Genomic DNA, 17,389 nt, shown 5'->3' with positions numbered 1-17,389 from the left:
CGCCGCGAACAAGGGCGGCGGGAGTGGATCGAGCGGTCAGCCGCGGAAGCGCATGGCGACGTCGCAGCGCTCGTAGCGGGCGCCGAACAGGGTCATGACCTCGGCGTCGTGCTCGAAGCCCAGCTTCTCGTAGAGGTGGATGGCGGGCGCGCACTTGGTGTTGGTCAACAGGTAGAGCCGGTCGGCGGCGCCCATCGCGCGGGCCCGCTCGATCGCCTTGGCGAGCAGGAATTCGCCGACCTTGCGGCCGCGGGCGGACTTGGAGACGCCCATCTTGGTCAGTTCGAACCAGCCGTCCTTGGCCTGCATGATGGCGCAGGTCCCGACGACGCCGAGGCCGTCGACTTCGGCGAAGAGGATCTCGCCGCCCTTGTCGACGATCCGCTCGCGCGGGTTCGACATCAGGTCGATGTCGTTGGCCTCCAACGCGAACATCTCCTCGATCCATTCGGCGTTGATCGCGTAGAACGCCTCGGCCAGGTTGTCCGTGAAATCGCGAACGGCCATGTCGGGGGCCAGGGTCCGTTCGGTCAGCGAGCGTGCGTCGAGGGCGGCCTCGACCGCGGCGATCGTGTTCATGAGCTCCTGATCGCGGCCGTCGCAGAGGGCGATGGCGGCCGCTTCAACCCGCGGCCAGAGGTCGTGTTCCAGGCGGTCCATCAGGGCTTCGCCGGCGGGGGTGAGCGACAGCAGCTTCTGGCGCTGGTCGCGGACATCCTTGCTGACCTCGACCAGCCCTTGTTCTATGAGCGCCTGCAGGGCGCGGGTGGCGGTCGGCTGGCTGATGCGTAGGTGCTGGGCGACGGCGCCGACGGTGCGCGGGCCTTCACGCCGGAGCACGGCCAGCAGCGGCTGCTGAGCCGGCTGCACCGGCAGGTCCATGGCCTGCAGGATGGCGGCGGCCTCGGTCTGCAAGCGGTCGCCCAAGCGCTTCAGGCGACTGCCCAGGAACATTACGCCCAGGTCGGAAAGGGTGTCGGCAGTCATCTCAGCTCGTCCAGCGACGATAAATATAGCATACTATATACATAGCTATGTAATTGGCCGTCAAGCGATGGCTCGCGGACATGCGGGGAGGGGCGGGGGTTAGGTGGCGGCGTAAATCATGATGCCGGTGGCCACCGACAGGTTGAGGCTGTCGGCGCGGCCCCGCATCGGGATCTTGACGTTGACGTCGCAGAGCGCGGCCATCTCCGGCGTCAGGCCCTGCTGTTCGTTGCCCATCAGGATCATGGCCGGCTTGGCGTAGGAGGCCTGGCGGTGGTCGACGGTGGCGCTGAGCAGGGTGCCGACCACCGAGCCGGGCCAGGAGGAGCGCCAGCCGGCGAACTCGGCCTCGGTCGCCTTGGCGATCGGCACGGCGAAGATCGAGCCCATGGTGGCGCGCACCGCCTCGACCGAGAACGGGTCGCAGCAGTCGCCGACCAGGATCACCGCGCCGCAGCCGGCGGCGTCGGCGGTTCGCACGATAGTCCCGAGGTTGCCCGGATCGCGGACCCGGTGCAGGGCGACGAAGCAGGTCGCGGCCGCGGGATCGAGGGTGGTCAGCGGCGTGAAGACCTGGGCGAAGACGGCGACCACGGCCTGCGGGTTGTCGCGGCGCGAGACCTTGGCGAGGATGTCCTGGGTGACCTCGATCACCTCGCCGCGCGCCGCCAGCGTCGCCTGGATGGCGCGCTTGAGCAGCGGGTGGCCTTCGGCGTCCTTGCCGTACATCAGGATGCGCGGGGCGTGGCCGAGCTCGACGGCCTCGGTGACGATCTTCAGGCCCTCGGCCACGAACAGGCCGGACTGCTCGCGCTCCTTGCGCAGGTGCAGGCCGCGGACCGACTTCACCGTCGGGTTGGTCAGGGAGGTGACGAGGCGGCTCATGCCGACCACCGCCCGTAGAAGGACATGCCGATCTGGCGATCGCCGGCGTCCTCGACCAGGGTCAACTCGCCCCAGTCGATGGCCCCGGCGCGGCCGGAAAGCTTGGCGGCGCAAAGCGACGAAAGGGCCGCGCCCGAGATCCGCTCGGCATAGGCGTTTAGCAGCAGGAAGGAGGCGTTTTCCCCGAGAAGTTCGGCGCATAGGGCCGAAAGTTCAGGCAGGTTCTCAAATAGACGCCAGACCTCGCCGTCCGGACCGCGGCCGTATTTCGGCGGGTCGAGGATGATGCCGTCATAGCGCGAGCCGCGGCGCACCTCGCGCTGGACGTAGCGGCGCGCGTCCTCGCAGATCCAGCGGATCGGGCGGTCGTCCAGGCCCGAGAGGGCGGCGTTCTCACGCGCCCAGGCGATGGCCTTCTTGGAGGCGTCGACGTGGGTGACGTGGGCGCCTGCCGCGGCGCAGACCAGGCTGGCGACGCCGGTGTAGCCGAACAGGTTGAGGATCCGCGGCTGGCCGGGCAGGGCGCGCACGCGCTGGTCCAGCCAGGCCCAGTTAGCGGCCTGCTCCGGGAAGAAGGCCAGATGCCGAAAGGCCGTGAAGCGGGCATGGAAGCACACGTCGCCCCAGGCCATCGGCCAGCTTTCCTTGGGCTTGCCGCGGAAGCGCCACTTGCCGGCGTCCTCTTCGTCCGACGGATCGAAGACGGCGTCGGCCTTGTCCCAGGCGTCCTGCGGCAGGCGCGGGTCCCACATCGCCTGGGGTTCGGGGCGCACCACGGTATAGGGGCCGTAGCGTTCGAGCTTGCGGCCGCCGCCCGAGTCCAGCAGGGCGTAGTCGGCCCAGCCGGTGGTGCGCATGGCGCCGGGCAGTTCGGCGACGACGGGGGCGGTCTTGGTCATGGCCCAGCGATTAGAGCGCGGCGCTGGAAAGGGAAAGCCCCGCCTTGGCCGCCGCGCCCGCCCGCCGGGCCTAGAAGACGCGTGGGGTCGCTTCCAACAGTGCTTCGGCGCGCTCCTCGAAGCTGCGGATGGCGTCCTGCAACTCGGGCCGCGTCTCGTCGACCGTCGCCGCGCCGAACGGAGGCGAGGGATAGTATTCGATGCCGAGCTGAATAATCTCGGCCAGCGGCTGGCCGACTAGGATCTCGGTGAGCATCAGTCCGGCGTCGGCGCTGGCCGAAACCCCTGCGCCGGTCACGACCTTGCCGTCGCGGTGGTAGCGGGTCTTCATGACCTTGGCCCCTAGGGCGGCGACCTGGTCGCGCGCGAAAAAGTTGGTGGTGACTTCGACGCCGTCGAGGACGCCGGCGGCGGCCAGTACTTCCACGCCGTTGCAGACGCCGACCGTCCAGGTGCTGGTCGCATGGGCCGCGCGGATGAAGTCGAGGATCTCCGGGTCGCGCTGGGCGACATAGCCGCCTGGGCCGCCCGGCACATAGAGGATGTCGGTCCCGGCGGCGTCCTCCAGGGTCTTGTACGCCAGCAGCCCCAGGAAGCGGGTGTCGGAGGCGATGACGCCCTTCTCCTTGGCCACGAACTCGACCTGCATGCCGGGTATCCGGGAAAGGGACTCGTAGCCGCCGACGATGTCGAGGGCGGTGAAGCCGTCATAAAGCAGGATGGACATGCGCATCTGGGATCTCCGGTTGTTGTTGGTGCGACCCTAGGGCGGGCGACCGGACCCATACGGCTGGCGGTATCGACATTTTTATGGGTGATATCGCCAATCTCCGCCTATGCTCCACCCATGCGGATCTCCGTCCTGGCATACGACCGATGTCTGGCGGCCGAGGTGTTCGGCCTGGCCGACGTGCTGCTGATCGCCAATCGGCTCGCGGGTCTGCGACGCCCACGTGAGGCTGCGCCGTTCGAGGTGTCGGTGATCGGGGCGCGGGGCGGGCCGGTAGTGGCGGCTGGCGGCGTGAGCCTGGGCGTAGGGCCCGCTCCGGCGGCCTGCGACCTGCTCGTTGTGCCGGCCTTCGAGGTGGTGAGCGCCGCCGAGCTTGATGCGACGCTTTCGAAACTTGGGTCTGAGATTTCCCTGATCCGAAGGGCGGCCGTTCGTGGACCCGTGGCCGCGATCTGCGGCGGGGCGTTCCTGCTCGGTGAAGCGGGGTTGCTGGACGGGCGGCGAGCGACGACGGCCTGGGCCTTCGCAGGAGAGCTGGCGCGCCGTTATCCGTCGGCCGACGTCCTCTCGGAAGCTCTGCTGGTCCGCGACGGGCCGGTGACGACCAGCGGGGCGTTCAGCGCCGCCCACGATCTGGCGCTGGCGATCGTGCGCGAGCGATTGGGCGACGCCGCGGTTCGTGCGCTGGCCAAGGTCACGCTGCTGGACGCCGGGCGGACCAGTCAGGCGCCCTATCTGGACCCGCGGCTGCACGTTCGTGCGCGGGACGGTTTCTCGCAGTCGGTCTCGCGATGGCTGCGCCAGCGCTTGGCCGAGCCCTACAGCCTTGAGCGGTTGGCGCAGGCTCTCAACGTCTCGACGCGCACCCTGCTGCGGCGGTTCAAGGCGCAGACCGGCTGCACGCCTCTGGATCATCTCCAGGACTTGCGCGTCGGGCGCGCCAAGCAACTTCTCGAAGCGAGCGATCTCGGCCTGGGCGAAATCGCCCGAGAGGTCGGCTACCTGGACCTGGCCACCTTCTCGCGGCTGTTTGCGCGCAAGGCGCAGATGACGCCGGCGGCCTATCGCCGGCGCTTCCGCGGCCGCGCCGAAGGAGAAGCGGGCTAGCGCCCGTGCAGGGCCGCCTCGGTGCCCTCGATCTCCTCGCGGATCCAGTCGTGTCCGTTGGCCGACAGCACCCCGTCGAGGGCGGTCATGTGGACCGACAGCCGCTCGCGGATCTCAGGATCGACGTCGGTGCGGGTCGCCATCCACTTGGCGACGAGGTGAAGTCCGAAGGCGCTGTGCAGCGCCAGGCGTTGCAGTTGGTCGTCGGGCAGTGTCATGGCCGCTCCCTCATCCATTCGCCGGAATGAAACGCCTGAGCGGTCGAAACGCTGCTGTTCGGGCGCGCTCGCCTGCGAAATAGCTTACGCAAGGGCGCCCTTAGTCTCGGATTCAGCAGGCCTTTTCTTTTCGTCGAGGCTTGCAACCTGGGTGGTTTTGGTTTCCGCTTGTCACCGAACGGACTCGGAAGGATAGCTGTGACCATCGCAGTGACGACGCGGCGCTCAGCCCGGAAACCCAAGGGCGACGGCCACCTCCGCAGGCAGGAAATCCTGGAGGCCGCCGAACGCATCTTCGTGGCCGAGGGCTATGAGGGCGCGACGATCCGCAAGATCGCCGACGAGGTGGGGGTGTCGTCGACGGCGCTCTACATGCACTTCCCCGACAAGAGCTGCATCCTGCTGGAGATCTGCCAGGGCACGATCCGCAACCTGCTGGAGCGCAACGCCGAGATCTCCGCCAAGCCGATGGACGCGGTGAACCGCGTCAAGCTGATGCTGGACGCTTACATGCGCTGGGGCCTGGAGCATCCGAACGCCTACGAACTGGTGTTCTGCAACGTCGCGCGGCTGGCCGCGGTGATCGGCGAAGAAGAGACGACCGCCGACCTGGGCGACCAGTGCTATCAGGTGTTCTCCGGCGTGGTCCGCGAGATCGCCGCCGAGGGGCGGCTGCGAACCGGCACAGCCGACAGCGCCGCCCAGGCGCTGTGGACCGCCTGCCACGGCGTGGTCAGCATGATGATCGCCCGGCCGAACTTCGCGTGGGCCCCCACCGACGAGCTGATCAGCGTGACGCTGGACGGCCTGATGCACGGCCTGGTCGCCGACTAGCGGCATCGGGCTCACCGCCGGTCGGGCAGGGCGTCAGTCCGGTCGATAGGCGCGCAGGAAGGTGTCGACGGCGTTATTGACCTGGTCCTCGATCTCGGCGTCGGTCATGTCGCCTTCGATGACGCCCCAGGTGCGCGGCTGCAGCACGCCCGAGATGGTCAGGTCCTTGAACTGCTGTGCGGCGACGAAGGGGTCGGCGCGGCGCAGGACGCCCTGGTCCATGAGGTCGGACAGGTAGCCGGCGATCTTGGTCAGGATCACCTTGGGCCCCATGTCGTAGAACATGCGCCCGAGTTCGGGGAAGCGGCCGGACTCGCCGACCACGACGCGGTGGATGCCGAGCGACTCGGGGGTCAGCAGCAGGGTCAGGAACTTCCCGGCGAAGTGCTGCAGGCGCTCGCGCGCGTCGTCGCCGTCGTGGTCGACATCGAACAGGGTCTCGGCCAGCGCGCCGCACTGGCGCTGCATCACCGCCTCGAATAGCTCTTCCTTGGACTTGAAGTAGTTGTAGAGCGTGCCCTTCGACCCGCCGAGCCGGGCGGCGATGGTCGACATGGAGGTCGCGGCGTAGCCGTCGGCCAGGAAGCAGTCGCGCGCGACGTCCAGAATGCCGTCGCGGCGTTCGTCGCGACGCTCTTCACGTCTGCTCTGAGGCGTGGCTGTCAACATCTGACCATCCTGTACGGTTTGTCCTTGACGAAATCCAGTGTCGGGAACATATGACCGTACCGTACGGTTTTCCAGGCCGTACTTCTCCCTAGTCGATTCTCGAGACGCGGCATGGCACGCCTGATTCTCCCCCCCGTGACGGCGGCCCTCCTGTTGGCGGGCTGCGCGGCCGTACCGAACCTGGGTCCAGCCCCCCAGGTCAGGCTTGCGCAGGCCTATGCCGCAACCTCGAGCTTTGACGCCCCGGCCGCGCAGTGGCCGGCCGACCAGTGGTGGAAGAGCTATGGCGACGCCCAGCTCGACACCCTGGTCGACGAGGCGCTGGCCGGATCGCCGAGCCTGGTCCAGGCGCAGGCCCGGGTGCGGGCGGCCCAGGCGCGGGCCCAGCAGAGTCGCGCGGCGCTGTTACCGAGCGCGGCGCTGAACGCGCAGGCCGCGCAGACCAAGCAGAGCTACAACAACGGCATTCCGCCGGCCTTCGTACCGGAGGGTTACAACGACACCGGCCGGGCGACGCTGGACCTCTCCTTCGACCTCGACCTCTGGGGCAAGAACCGCGCGGCGCTGGCCGCAGCGACCTCGGAGGCCACCGCCGCGGAGATGGACGCCGCCCAGGCGCGGCTGGTGCTGACCACCTCGGTGGTCGGCGCCTATGCCGAGCTGTCGCGGGCGTTCGCCGCCGAAGAAGCGTCCGCCCAGGCTCAGGCCAACCGCGAGGCCACCCGCAAGCTGGTCGCCCAGCAGGTCGCCAACGGCGCGGCCAACCAGGGCGAGCTGAAGCAGGCCGAGGCCGCGCTGGCCAGCGCGGACCAGGATCTGGCCGCCAGCCGCGAGCAGGTGGGCCTGGCCCGCGACGCGATCGCCGCCCTGCTGGGCGCCGGACCCGACCGCGGCCTGGCGATCGCCCGGCCCGCCGCGCCGGCGGTGCGCGAATTCGGGCTGCCCGAGAACCTGGCCGCCGATCTGCTGGGCCGGCGTCCGGACATCGTCGCCGCGCGGCTACGGGCCGAGGCGGCCGGCAAGCGCATCGACGTGGCGCGCAAGTCCTTCTATCCGAACGTGAACCTGGCCGGCTTCATCGGCGCCCAGTCGCTGGGCCTGGACCTGCTGACCGAGAGCGGCTCGGACATCGGCCAGGCCGGGCTGGCGCTCAGCCTGCCGATCTTCCAGGGCGGGCGGCTGTCAGGCGCCTATCGCGGCGCGCGGGCCGAGTACGACGCCGCCGTCGCCGACTATGACGCGACCCTGACCCAAGCGCTGAAGGAAGTGGCCGACGCCGCCGTGAGCGAGCGGGCGCTGGCCGTCCGGCTGGGCGCGGCGCGGCAGGCGCTGGCCAAGGGCGAGGAAGCCTATCGCATCGCCCGGGTCCGCTACGAAGGGGGCCTGGACTCCTACACCTCGGTGCTGACCGCCGAGAACGCCGTGATCCTGCAGCGGCGGGCCGCCGCCGACCTGGAATCGCGCGCGCTGACCCTTGACGCAGCCCTGGTCCGCGCCCTGGGCGGCGGCTTCCGGGCCGCCTGACCCCAACCATTTTCCGTCCTCCCCCGGAAAGGCCTTCCATGCCCGACGATATCGGATCGCATCCCCAACCCGCGGCCGCCGTCGCGACCGCGCCCGCCGCCAACGGCGCGCGGCGCAAGCGCCTGTTCATGATCCTCGGCGGCGTGGTGCTCGCCGGGGCGCTGATCTGGGGCCTCTACTGGCTGCTGGTCGGTTCGCGCCACGTGACCACCGACAACGCCTATGTGAACGCCGACACCGCCCAGGTGACGGCGCTGGTCGCCGGCCCGATCGTGCAGGCGCCGGTCGGCGAGACCACGGTGGTCAAGACCGGCCAGGTGATCGCGGTGATCGACCCGGCCGACTTCAAGCTGGCGGTCGACCGCGCCCGCGCCGAACTCGGCCAGGCCGAGCGCCGGGTGGGGCAGTACTTCGCCAATGACGAGGCGCTGGCCGCCCAGACCGCCGCGCGCGGCGCCGACATCGCCCGCGCCGAGGCGATGCTGGCCAGCGCCCGGTCCGACTATTCGCGGGCCGAGGTCGAGTACGGCCGCCGCCGCAACCTGGCCGAATCCGGCGCGGTGTCGGGCGACGAACTGACCCAGGCCGAGAACCGCTATCAGGCCGCCAAGGCCGCGCTGGCCGCCGCCCAGGCGGGTCTGGCCCAGGCCAAGGCCGCCGCCGCTCAGTCGGCCGGCCAGCAGAAGGCCGCCAACGCCCTGGTCGCTGGAACCAGCGCCGCCGACAATCCGGAGGTCGCCGCCGCCCGCGCCAAGCTGGCCCAGGCCGAACTGGACCTGGCCCGCACCACCATCCGCTCGCCGGTCGACGGGGTGGTGGCGCGCAAGAGCGTGGTGGTCGGCCAGAAGGTCGCCAACGGCGCGCCGGTGATGAGCATCGTGCCGATCCAGACTGCGTATGTGGACGCCAACTTCAAGGAAGTGCAGCTGCGCAAGGTGCGGCGGGGGCAGCCGGTCGAGCTGACCAGCGACCTCTATGGCAAGGGCGTGAAGTTCCACGGCAAGGTCGCCGGCGTCGGCGGCGGCACCGGTTCGGCCTTTGCGCTGATCCCGGCCCAGAACGCCACCGGTAACTGGATCAAGGTGGTCCAGCGCGTGCCGGTCCGCATCGCCCTGGACCCCAAGGAACTGGCCGAGCATCCGCTGCGGGTGGGGCTGTCCATGGAAGCCGTGATCGACATCTCGAAGTAAGGGGCCAGGCCCGTGAGCCAGAGCCAATCGACGCCGGCGCCGGCGCCCCTCACGGGGATGGCGCTGCTGGTCACCGGGCTGTTGCTCGGCCTGGCCAACTTCATGGTGGTGCTGGACATCACCATCGCCAACGTGGCCGTACCGCACATCGCCGGCGGCCTGGCCGTGTCGCCGAGCCAGGGCACCTGGGTCATCACCTCCTATTCGGTGGCCGAGGCCATCACCGTGCCGCTGTCAGGCTGGCTGGCCCAGCGGTTCGGGGCGGTTAAGGTGTTCGTGTTCGGCCTGGTCGGGTTCGGGGTCTGCTCGATCCTCTGCGGGCTGGCGCCGACCTTCGGCTTCCTGGTGTTCGCCCGGGTGCTGCAGGGCCTCTGCGGCGGCCCGATCATGCCGATGTCGCAGACCCTGCTGCTGCAGATCTTCCCCAAGGAGAAGGCGCCTCAGGCGCTGGGCCTGTGGAGCATGACCACCGTGGTCGGCCCGATCGCCGGGCCGATTCTGGGCGGCACGATCTCGGACACCATCGGCTGGCACTGGATCTTCTTCATCAACATCCCGGTGGCGTTCGGGGTGGCGTTCCTGGCCTACCGCGCGCTGATCAAGCATCAGGGCGCCACGCGCCGGGTCCCGGTCGACTATATGGGCCTGACGCTGCTGATCGTCTGGGTCGGCGCGCTGCAGATCATGCTGGACACCGGCAAGGAGCACGACTGGTTCGCCTCGTCGTTCATCGTAGGCCTGGCGATCGTCGCGGCGGTGGGGTTTGTCGCCTTCCTGATCTGGGAACTGACCGCGCAGAACCCGATCGTGAACCTGCGGGTGTTCCGACACCGCGGTTTCTCCATCGGAGTGACGACGCTCAGTCTCACCTTCGGGGCGTTCTTCGCCAGCGTGGTGATCCTGCCGCTCTGGCTGCAGACCAACATGGGCTACACCGCCACCTGGGCCGGCTATGCTGCGGCGTTCCAGGGCGTGCTGGCGGTGGTGATGTCGCCGATCGTGGCCAGCCAGGTCGCCCGGCGCGATCCACGGGCGCTGGTCTCGTTCGGGGTGTTCTGGATGGCGGGGGTCGCCATCTGGCGCAGCCACTTCGCCACCAACGCCGACTTCCTGACCATCGCCTTGCCGCAGCTGGCGCTGGGCTTCGCCATGCCGTTCTTCTTCATCCCGACCCAGAGCATCGCGCTGGGCGCCGTCGATGAGGAGGAGACGGCTGCTGCCGCCGGCATCGCCAACTTCCTGCGGGTGGTGGCCGGGGCGTTCGCCACCTCGCTGATGACCACGTCATGGGAGAACCAGGCCAGCGCCAAGCGGGCCGAACTGGTCGGGGCGCTGAACCAGCCGCAGTCGGCGTTGGACGGCCTGGTCGCGCAGGGTTTTTCGCCCGACCAGGCGCTGCGCCAGCTGGAAGGGCTGGTGCAGAGCCAGGCGGTGATGCTGTCGACCAACCTGATGTTCCTGACCACCGCCGTGGTCTTCGCGATCGCGGCGACGACGATCTGGCTGGCCCCGCGTCCGAAGCGGGCGGCCGGCCCGGGCGGGGGCCACTAGCTCCCCGCCATACGGGCCCTCAGCGTCGGGCCTTGCGCGTCATGGCCCGGCCGGCGACCAGGGCTTGGTCGACGATCTGTTCGACCTGGGCCAGTTTCAGCGTCTGGCCCTGGAGGCCGGCGCGGAAGAGGACCGCGCCGACCATGTTGTCCACCAGCGCCGAGATGTCGGCGGCGGGCAGGGCGTCCTTCAAGGCCCGGCTCAGCGCGAGGAGATAGGGCTGACGCTCGCGCTCATAGAGCGCGTCGAGAGCGGCTGAGAGCTCGGAGTCGCGCCGCCGCGCCTGGGCGAGCTCAGGCGTGGCCACGCCTGCCGGGCCGCCGAGGTGGCGCACGAACGCCCAGAGGTTCTCGATCAGCACAGTCCGCGGCGGGACGTGTTCGGGCAGCGCCGGGTCGGTGTCGCGCGCGGCGTTGTCGAGCATCCAGATGATCAGCTCACGCTTGTTGGCGAACCGCCGATAGAGGGCCGGGCGGCTGCAGCCGGCGCGCTCGGCCAACTCCTCGAAGGCCAGGCCGGCATAGCCACGCTCGGCAAGCAACTCCCAGCCAGCCCGCATTATCGCCGGTTCCATGGACAGGTCGCGAGGCCGGCCGCGGCCGCGGCGGGGCGGGGCGGCGTGATCGGGGCGGCTGTCGTCATTGCGTTGCATCGGCGTCGCAAAACCATCGTTCAATAACGTTACACGCGAGGAACGTAAATCGCGATGGCAAGGGGCGTCAATCATGTCGAGTAAGTTCTCTGGGTGCGCGCAATCGGTGCGCCGCCGGGGTGTGGCCCGCCGCGCGGCGGGCCTGATGTCGCTGGCGTCGGTGCTGATCGTCGCCGCGCCGGCGCTGGCTGAGGAGGCCGAGCTGCCGGGCACGCTGGAGGAGGTGATCGTCACCGCCCAGAAGCGCGCCGAGGCGCTGGAAGACGTGCCGATCGCGATCTCGGCCTATGGCGGCCAGACCATCGAGAAGATGCGGCTGCGCTCGGTCGAGGAGGTGGCGAGCCTGGCGCCCAGCACCAACTACAAGAACCAGAGCCCGGCGGCGCCCAGCATCAGCATCCGCGGCATCACCTCTGACGAGTCGGGCGCGGGGTCGGAATCAGCCGTCTCGACCTATCTGGACGGGGTCGACATCAGCCGTCGCGAGGGTGCGCAGATGGCGATCTACGACATGGATCGCATCGAGATCGTGCGCGGGCCGCAGGGCACGCTGTTCGGGACCGCCTCGCAGATCGGCGGCCTGTCGCTGATCACCCGCAAGCCGCAGGACGAGTTCGGCGGTTATCTGAACGCAGCGGTCGGCAACCTGGATTATCGGCGCGTCGAGGGGGCGGTGAACCTGCCGGTCTCCGACGTCGCGGCCTTCCGTCTCGCCGGTTTCCATGAGGAACGCACGGGCTACATCGAGAACAAGGCGGCCGCCGGCGGCGATGCGCAGGACTATATGGGCCTGGACACCACCGGGGCGCGGGCGTCGTTCAAGTTCGAGCCGAACGACCGCTTCAGTCTGACGGCGGTCGCCTATGTCCAGCACGACAATCCGACCGGGACGCAGTTCACCAGCTTCACGATCCCGACGCCGAGCCTGGGCTATGCGGACTACTACAAGGAAACCTACCAGGCGCCGCGCAAGCCCTCGAACTTCGAGCGCAACGTCTATGGCGGCACGCTGCTGATCGAGGCGGAGCTGAACGACAAGCTGAGCTTCTCGTCGATCACCGGCTATCGCGAGTACGACTATCAGCAGTACTTCGACATGGACGGCGGCTTCGTGCCGCTGGTCGATAGCGACATCGCCAACGAGACCTCGGGCTTCTACCAGGAGGCGCGGTTCAACTTCTCGTCCGGCGAGCGGCTGCAGGGCTTCGCGGGGGTCAGCTATATTCGCGAGGCGGTCGACGAGACCATCGGCCTGACTTTCAGCGAGCCGATCTTCGGGATCCTGCAGAGCGGGGTCTGGGTGCTGCCCAACGGCCAGCCGAGCGAGCTGGTGCTACCGGCGTCGCTGGGGATCACGCTGGATCCGAACCGTCGCGAATACCGCGAGCAGAAGGGCCGCAAGGCCGACACCTCGGCCTTTGTCGATGTGAGCTACGAGCTGACCGACCAGCTGACGGTGAACGGCGGGGTCCGCTATGTGCGCAACGAGCGGCGGTTCGTCTCCAACCAGCCGGCGGTCGGCCAGTCGGGCCTGATCAAGCTGGGCGTCTACAGCGCAGTGTCGAGCGCGGTGGCGGCCAAGTTCGTGGCCCTGGACCCGACCTTCAGCGCGACGAACCCGCGCCACCCGCTGTTTACGAGCTACTATTCGGCGGTGCAGGCGGCGTTGCCGGCCGCCTATGCGGCCGCGCCCAAGAACCTGCTGTTCGCGGTGACCAACGGGGCCCTGGACGGGGACGCCGACTTCGACGCGGTGCTGCCGCGCCTGTCGGTGCAGTACGACTTCGACAACGGGCTGCACGCCTATGCGGGCGTGGCCAAGGGCCAGCGCTCGGGTTTCCTGCAGGCCGACAGCAAGGGCGCGGTGGCGCCGGTCGATCCCGAGCAGCTGTGGAACTACGAGGTCGGCCTGAAAGGGGCGTTTGACCGTATCCGGTTCGACGCGGCCCTGTTCCACTACGCCTGGACCGATTTTCAGACCATGGAGCTGATCGATCCCGCCAACCCGGCCCTGGGCCAGCGGGCTGTGAACGCCGGCTCGGCCAGCGCCACCGGGTTCGAGTTCGCCGGCAGTTTCCTGCTGGCGACCGGCATCGACGCCTTCGCCAACTTCTCCTACCTCGACGCCAAGTTCGACGACTTCAAGTCGTCGGAGGGGGACTTCACCGGCCACCGTTTCCGGATCTCGCCGGAATACCAGGCCGCGGTCGGGCTGAACGCCGAGCGTCCGCTGAGCGGCGACCTGACGGGCTTCTTCTCGGGCCGCGTCCGCTACCAGTCGAAGATCTATTTCGACAACGAGAACGTCGCCCCGAAGATGGACAAGGGCCACGTCTTCGTCAGCGGCAACCTGGGCGTCCGCAACGAGGCGCAGGGGTGGAGCGTGCGGCTGTTCGCCGACAACCTGCTGGACGAGGAATACCTGCTGGACGCCGGCAATTCCGGCGAGAATTTCGGCACCCCGACCGCGATCGCCGGCGCGCCGCGGACCTTCGGCCTTGAGCTCGGCCTGCAGTTCTAAGCCCCAATTCCGGAGAGATTTTATGATCGGCAAGACACGCCGTCTGGCGCTGGCCCTGGCCCTGGCCCTGGCCGCCAGCGCCGCCATGTTCGCCCCCGCCGCGGCTTGGGCGAAAGACGACAGCTTCACCCTGGCGGTGATCCCCGACACCCAGAACTATGTCGACTACACCCACCAGAAGGCCGAGGGCTTTCCGTTCGATGCGCGCGAACTGTTCTTCGAGCAGATGAGCTACATCGCCAGCCGGCTGCAGACGAACGGCGGGGACATCGCCTTCGTCACTTCGCTGGGCGACACCTGGCAGCACCAGACCAAGCCGTTCGACGAGGCCCATGCGGGGTTCGGCGTCAGCAAGGGCGCCAACCCGCTGCTGGACGCCCACTTCGCGCCGACCGACAAGGTCCGCAGCGTCGAGATGCCGACCGCCAAACAGGGCTTCGAGATCATCGCCGGCAAGACGCCGTTCTCGGTGGTTCCGGGCAATCACGACTACGACGCGATGTGGACGGATTCCCGCTACCTGCCGATCAAGGACTTCATGAACCCGGGCGACCATCCGCGGCCGTACGGGATGCTGCACCCGGGCGGGCTGGACAACTGGCGTGAGGTCTTCGGGGCGCAGACCGCGTTCTTCAAGGACAAGCCCTGGTATGTCGCCTCCTTCAACGGCGGGGCCGACAGCGCGCAGATCTTCACTGCGGGCGGCTATCGCTTCCTGCATATCGGCCTCGAGATGGCGCCGAGCGACGAGGTGCTGGAATGGGCGGCGAAGGTGATCGCCGCCCATCCGGGGCTGCCGACCATCGTCAGCACCCACGACCACCTGAACACCGCCGGCGAGCGGGCCCCGAACCCGATGGTCGACATGGCCATGGTCCATCCCGAGCACAACAATCCCGAGGCGGTGTGGACCAAGTTCCTGAGCCGCCACCCGCAGATCTTCCTGGCGCTCAACGGCCACCAGCACGGCCAGGCCTATCGCGCCGACGCCGGGGCCGGCGGGGCGATGGTGCATCAGGTGCTGGCCGACTATCAGGATCGCGGACAGACGGCGATCGCGGCTGGGGTGAAGGCCGCCTGGCCGGTCGGCATCGGCGACGGCTGGATGCGGTTCATGACCTTCGACATGAGCGGCGAGACGCCGGTCATCAAGGTCCGCACCTATTCGACCTACTACAAGAAGTTCTCCGGCGAGACGCCTGAATACGCGGCCTGGTATCGCAAGGTCGAGCAGCCGAAGATGAGCGACCAGGAGTTCCTGGCCGCCGACGACTTTACGATCCGCCTTGAGGACTTCCGCAAGCGGTTCGGAAACGGCGCGAAGTAGAGCGCGCGCCGCGAGCGCCGGTCCCTAGGGATTAGGGATCGGCGCGTTCGCTCCGCCCAGGGGCAGCGGCGGTTGCGGGCCGACCGTCCCGGCATAACCGCTGTACGAACCGCGCTTGAGGTCTGCGCTGAGCGTGATCGGGGCCGAGCCGCCGGCCAGGCGGGCGCGATAGACCTGCATGCCCTCCATGACCCGCATCACGTAGTTGCGGGTTTCCGAGAACGGAATGCACTCGACGAAGTCGATGGGATCGGTCGAGCCGCCGCGCGGGTCGCCGCAGAACTGGACCCACTGAGGCGGACGGCCCGGCCCGGCGTTGTAGGCGGCGATCGCCATCGGGTACGAGCCCGAGAAGTTGTTGATCTGCCGGCCGAGGAAGGCCTGGCCCAGCTGCATGTTGTAGTCGGGTTGCCAGAGCATCGAGGTCTCGAAGCTCATGCCCAGGCCCCGGGCGGTGCTGGCGGCGGTGGCGGGCAGCAGCTGCATCATCCCGCGCGCGTCGGCCCCCGAGCGGGCCATGGGGTCGAAGCCGCTTTCCTGGCGCGTGATGCCAAGGGTGAGGGCCGGTTCGGGCGCGCCGGCCACCGGCGGCGGATTGCGCAGCGGATAGCCGCGTTCGGGCAGGATGAACCCGCGCTGAGCGGCGGTCCGCACCACCTTCATGGAGGTGTCCTGGTCGCCGTAGCCCCGCGCCAGGTCGACCAGCAGGGCCTGTTCCTCGACCGTCGGCAGGATGTCGTCCAGCGCCAGCACGAAGGTCTTGAAGAGGTCGCGATTGCCGATCTCGTAGAGCAGGCGGGCGGCGCGCACCGTGTCGCGGCTCTCGAACCGCGCACGGTCGGCCTGGGTGACCTGCGGGTCCGACCCGAGCACCAGCGGCTGGCCGAGCTTTTCGGTGGCGAGCTGGCCGTAGAAGGTCGTGTTGTACTTGGCTCCGGCGGCGTAGAAGCCCTTGGCCGCGGCCTGGTCGCCGCGCGCCTCGGCAGTGCGGCCCTGCCAGTAGAAGGCGCGGCCCCGGGTGATGGGCGACTGGCCGATCCGCTCAAGGTTGGCGAAGTGGACTGCGGCCTGGTCGGGCCGCTTCAGGCGGGTGAGAGCGATCCAGCCGGCGTAGAACTCGGCGTCGGCGGCCGGCGCGCCGGTGGTCAGGCCGCTATTGGCGGCGGCGGCGTAGGCGCCGGCTGAGTCGCCGTTGCGCAGGGCGTAGAGGATCAGGCGATAGCGCTCGGCCCAGATGCGGTCGGCCATGTCGCCGTGCGCCAGGTCGGTGGGGAAGTAGCGGAGATTGGCGAGCGCCAGCGTCTCGAGGTTGCGCTGGCGGTAGAAGCTGGCGCGTTCGAAGGCGACGCCCGGATCGTTGGAGAGGGCGCCGGGCAGCGCGTTCGCCTGGTCGTTGGCGGCTGAGGAGCCGGCGCGGTAGGCCATCCGCACCTGGGCGACCTGCAGTTGGTCGGGCGGCAGCAGCGGCAGGATATCGCGCGCGGCCGGACCCTGCGGGCCGTAGAGAAGGATGTCGGCGCGGCGGACGTGGTCCTCGGGCGTCAGCATCGCGCCGAAGCGGGCCAGCATGGTGCGCTGGGGCGTCACCTCGAACAGCTTGTCGCGCCAGAAGCGGCGGATCAGGTCCTCGGCGTCCTTCTGCCGGCCGCTGGCCTGATAGGCGCTGGCCAGGGCCATCGCGCCCTCGGCGGTCTGCGGATCGGAGCCGCCGAACCAGGCGATGACCTGCTGGGGCGTCTGGCCCGAGGTCTCCAGCAGCTTCTCCGCGCCGAGCTGGCGGCGGCTCCCGCGCGGCCAGCCGGCGAGGTCGCGGCGGGCCTGGTCGAGTTCGAAGAACGACATCGATTCCGCCGACGAGTCGGCCAGGGCCCAGGTGGCGAGCTTCTTGGCGATCGGGTCGGAGAGCGCGGCGATGGCGGACCGGGCTGTCGTGACGTCGCCGCGCTTGGCCGCGGCCAGGGCGGATTCGAGGGTCGCGGATTCGGTCATCGACAGCGACTGGCGATAGGCGGTCGGCGGGGTCTGGGTCAGCTCGATCGGGCGCGGCCCCTCGGAGGGCGGGCGATCGGCGCCGGAGAACGGCCGGTAGGGTCCCTGGGCCGGAGCCCCCCCGGTCGGCGCCTGGGCGTTGGCCACGGTGGCCAGCAGGGCGATCGAGGCGGTGGTCAGAAACGCTTTACGGGCCTTGGACGGCAAGGTGACGAACTCCGGTCTCGCTGAAGGATGAAACTATGTTGCGGCGCGGGGGCGCCCCGCCATATTGTCCGGCCAAATCATGAGGCCGCAACAACTGGC

Annotated in this window: 15 protein-coding genes; 7 read left to right on the top strand and 8 right to left on the bottom strand. The window is 69.1% G+C overall.

Features of this window, described 5'->3' with window-relative positions; translation table 11 throughout:
* Positions 1–36: 36 nt before the first annotated feature.
* From OUA97_RS15280 to OUA97_RS15265, 4 genes are all read right to left on the bottom strand, one after another.
* Complete coding sequence (locus OUA97_RS15280; RefSeq protein ID WP_267232858.1) at positions 37–987, bottom strand: bifunctional helix-turn-helix transcriptional regulator/GNAT family N-acetyltransferase; 951 nt, start codon at positions 985–987, stop codon at positions 37–39.
* A 99-nt stretch (positions 988–1,086) separates the two neighbouring features.
* A complete protein-coding gene (locus OUA97_RS15275) occupies positions 1,087–1,872 on the bottom strand; it encodes a TrmH family RNA methyltransferase (protein WP_267232856.1) in 786 nt (261 codons plus the stop codon).
* On the bottom strand, positions 1,869–2,771 hold the full coding sequence (locus OUA97_RS15270) for a class I SAM-dependent methyltransferase (protein ID WP_267232855.1): 903 nt from the start codon (positions 2,769–2,771) through the stop codon (positions 1,869–1,871). The genes OUA97_RS15275 and OUA97_RS15270 overlap by 4 nt, the downstream gene beginning before the upstream one ends.
* 70 nt (positions 2,772–2,841) lie before the next feature.
* A complete protein-coding gene (locus OUA97_RS15265) occupies positions 2,842–3,504 on the bottom strand; it encodes a DJ-1/PfpI family protein (RefSeq protein WP_267232854.1) in 663 nt (220 codons plus the stop codon).
* A 114-nt stretch (positions 3,505–3,618) separates the two neighbouring features.
* On the opposite strand from OUA97_RS15265, the gene OUA97_RS15260 reads away from it, so the two are divergent.
* Positions 3,619–4,608: a GlxA family transcriptional regulator gene (locus tag OUA97_RS15260; protein WP_267232852.1), complete on the top strand. Its 990-nt coding sequence runs from the start codon at positions 3,619–3,621 to the stop codon at positions 4,606–4,608.
* On the opposite strand, the gene OUA97_RS15255 is transcribed toward OUA97_RS15260, so the two are convergent.
* Entirely contained in the window at positions 4,605–4,826 is a 222-nt protein-coding gene (locus OUA97_RS15255; protein WP_267232851.1) for a hypothetical protein, read from the bottom strand. The two genes, OUA97_RS15260 and OUA97_RS15255, sit on opposite strands and share 4 nt — an antisense overlap.
* A 198-nt stretch (positions 4,827–5,024) precedes the next feature.
* On the opposite strand from OUA97_RS15255, the gene OUA97_RS15250 reads away from it, so the two are divergent.
* The gene (locus OUA97_RS15250; protein WP_267232850.1) at positions 5,025–5,660 is read left to right on the top strand and encodes a TetR/AcrR family transcriptional regulator; all 636 of its coding nucleotides are present in this window, start codon (positions 5,025–5,027) and stop codon (positions 5,658–5,660) included.
* A gap of 33 nt (positions 5,661–5,693) precedes the next feature.
* On the opposite strand, the gene OUA97_RS15245 is transcribed toward OUA97_RS15250, so the two are convergent.
* Positions 5,694–6,329 (bottom strand): TetR/AcrR family transcriptional regulator, encoded by a 636-nt coding sequence (locus OUA97_RS15245; RefSeq protein ID WP_267232848.1) that lies wholly within the window; start codon positions 6,327–6,329, stop codon positions 5,694–5,696.
* Between the two features lie 111 nt (positions 6,330–6,440).
* On the opposite strand from OUA97_RS15245, the gene OUA97_RS15240 reads away from it, so the two are divergent.
* The 3 genes from OUA97_RS15240 to OUA97_RS15230 are packed head-to-tail and all read left to right on the top strand — an operon-like array spanning position 6,441 to position 10,594.
* On the top strand, positions 6,441–7,853 hold the full coding sequence (locus OUA97_RS15240; RefSeq protein ID WP_267232846.1) for an efflux transporter outer membrane subunit: 1,413 nt from the start codon (positions 6,441–6,443) through the stop codon (positions 7,851–7,853).
* Between the two features lie 38 nt (positions 7,854–7,891).
* Complete coding sequence (locus tag OUA97_RS15235; protein ID WP_267232845.1) at positions 7,892–9,043, top strand: HlyD family efflux transporter periplasmic adaptor subunit; 1,152 nt, start codon at positions 7,892–7,894, stop codon at positions 9,041–9,043.
* Positions 9,044–9,055: 12 nt separating this feature from the next.
* Positions 9,056–10,594 carry a DHA2 family efflux MFS transporter permease subunit gene (locus tag OUA97_RS15230; RefSeq protein WP_323690862.1) on the top strand — a complete coding sequence of 513 codons (1,539 nt, stop codon included), beginning with the start codon at positions 9,056–9,058 and terminating at the stop codon, positions 10,592–10,594.
* Between the two features lie 19 nt (positions 10,595–10,613).
* On the opposite strand, the gene OUA97_RS15225 is transcribed toward OUA97_RS15230, so the two are convergent.
* Positions 10,614–11,168 carry a TetR/AcrR family transcriptional regulator gene (locus OUA97_RS15225; RefSeq protein ID WP_267232844.1) on the bottom strand — a complete coding sequence of 185 codons (555 nt, stop codon included), beginning with the start codon at positions 11,166–11,168 and terminating at the stop codon, positions 10,614–10,616.
* 151 nt (positions 11,169–11,319) lie between these two features.
* On the opposite strand from OUA97_RS15225, the gene OUA97_RS15220 reads away from it, so the two are divergent.
* The gene (locus tag OUA97_RS15220; protein WP_267232843.1) at positions 11,320–13,767 is read left to right on the top strand and encodes a TonB-dependent receptor; all 2,448 of its coding nucleotides are present in this window, start codon (positions 11,320–11,322) and stop codon (positions 13,765–13,767) included.
* Positions 13,768–13,789: 22 nt separating this feature from the next.
* Positions 13,790–15,094, top strand: coding sequence for a serine/threonine protein phosphatase (locus OUA97_RS15215; protein ID WP_267232842.1), 1,305 nt, complete (start codon positions 13,790–13,792; stop codon positions 15,092–15,094).
* Positions 15,095–15,118: 24 nt separating this feature from the next.
* Here the strand turns inward: OUA97_RS15215 and OUA97_RS15210 are convergent, their stop codons facing one another.
* On the bottom strand, positions 15,119–17,290 hold the full coding sequence (locus tag OUA97_RS15210; RefSeq protein ID WP_267232841.1) for a lytic transglycosylase domain-containing protein: 2,172 nt from the start codon (positions 17,288–17,290) through the stop codon (positions 15,119–15,121).
* Between the last annotated feature and the right edge of the window lie 99 nt (positions 17,291–17,389).

This window comes from Phenylobacterium sp. 58.2.17, assembly GCF_026411515.1.
In the GTDB taxonomy this organism is placed as follows: Bacteria; Pseudomonadota; Alphaproteobacteria; order Caulobacterales; family Caulobacteraceae; genus Phenylobacterium.
The sequence above is the reverse complement of the archived record's forward strand: the minus strand, read 5'-3'. Positions and strand labels throughout refer to the sequence as shown.

Excerpts from the sequence above, each read along its gene's own strand:
- OUA97_RS15280 (WP_267232858.1), bottom strand. The coding sequence starts at position 987 with ATGACTGCCGACACCCTTTCCGACCTGGGCGTAATGTTCCTGGGCAGT.
- OUA97_RS15275 (WP_267232856.1), bottom strand. The coding sequence starts at position 1,872 with ATGAGCCGCCTCGTCACCTCCCTGACCAACCCGACGGTGAAGTCGGTC.
- OUA97_RS15270 (WP_267232855.1), bottom strand. The coding sequence starts at position 2,771 with ATGACCAAGACCGCCCCCGTCGTCGCCGAACTGCCCGGCGCCATGCGC.
- OUA97_RS15265 (WP_267232854.1), bottom strand. The coding sequence starts at position 3,504 with ATGCGCATGTCCATCCTGCTTTATGACGGCTTCACCGCCCTCGACATC.
- OUA97_RS15260 (WP_267232852.1), top strand. The coding sequence starts at position 3,619 with ATGCGGATCTCCGTCCTGGCATACGACCGATGTCTGGCGGCCGAGGTG.
- OUA97_RS15255 (WP_267232851.1), bottom strand. The coding sequence starts at position 4,826 with ATGACACTGCCCGACGACCAACTGCAACGCCTGGCGCTGCACAGCGCC.
- OUA97_RS15245 (WP_267232848.1), bottom strand. The coding sequence starts at position 6,329 with ATGTTGACAGCCACGCCTCAGAGCAGACGTGAAGAGCGTCGCGACGAA.
- OUA97_RS15240 (WP_267232846.1), top strand. The coding sequence starts at position 6,441 with ATGGCACGCCTGATTCTCCCCCCCGTGACGGCGGCCCTCCTGTTGGCG.
- OUA97_RS15235 (WP_267232845.1), top strand. The coding sequence starts at position 7,892 with ATGCCCGACGATATCGGATCGCATCCCCAACCCGCGGCCGCCGTCGCG.
- OUA97_RS15225 (WP_267232844.1), bottom strand. The coding sequence starts at position 11,168 with ATGGAACCGGCGATAATGCGGGCTGGCTGGGAGTTGCTTGCCGAGCGT.
- OUA97_RS15220 (WP_267232843.1), top strand. The coding sequence starts at position 11,320 with ATGTCGAGTAAGTTCTCTGGGTGCGCGCAATCGGTGCGCCGCCGGGGT.
- OUA97_RS15215 (WP_267232842.1), top strand. The coding sequence starts at position 13,790 with ATGATCGGCAAGACACGCCGTCTGGCGCTGGCCCTGGCCCTGGCCCTG.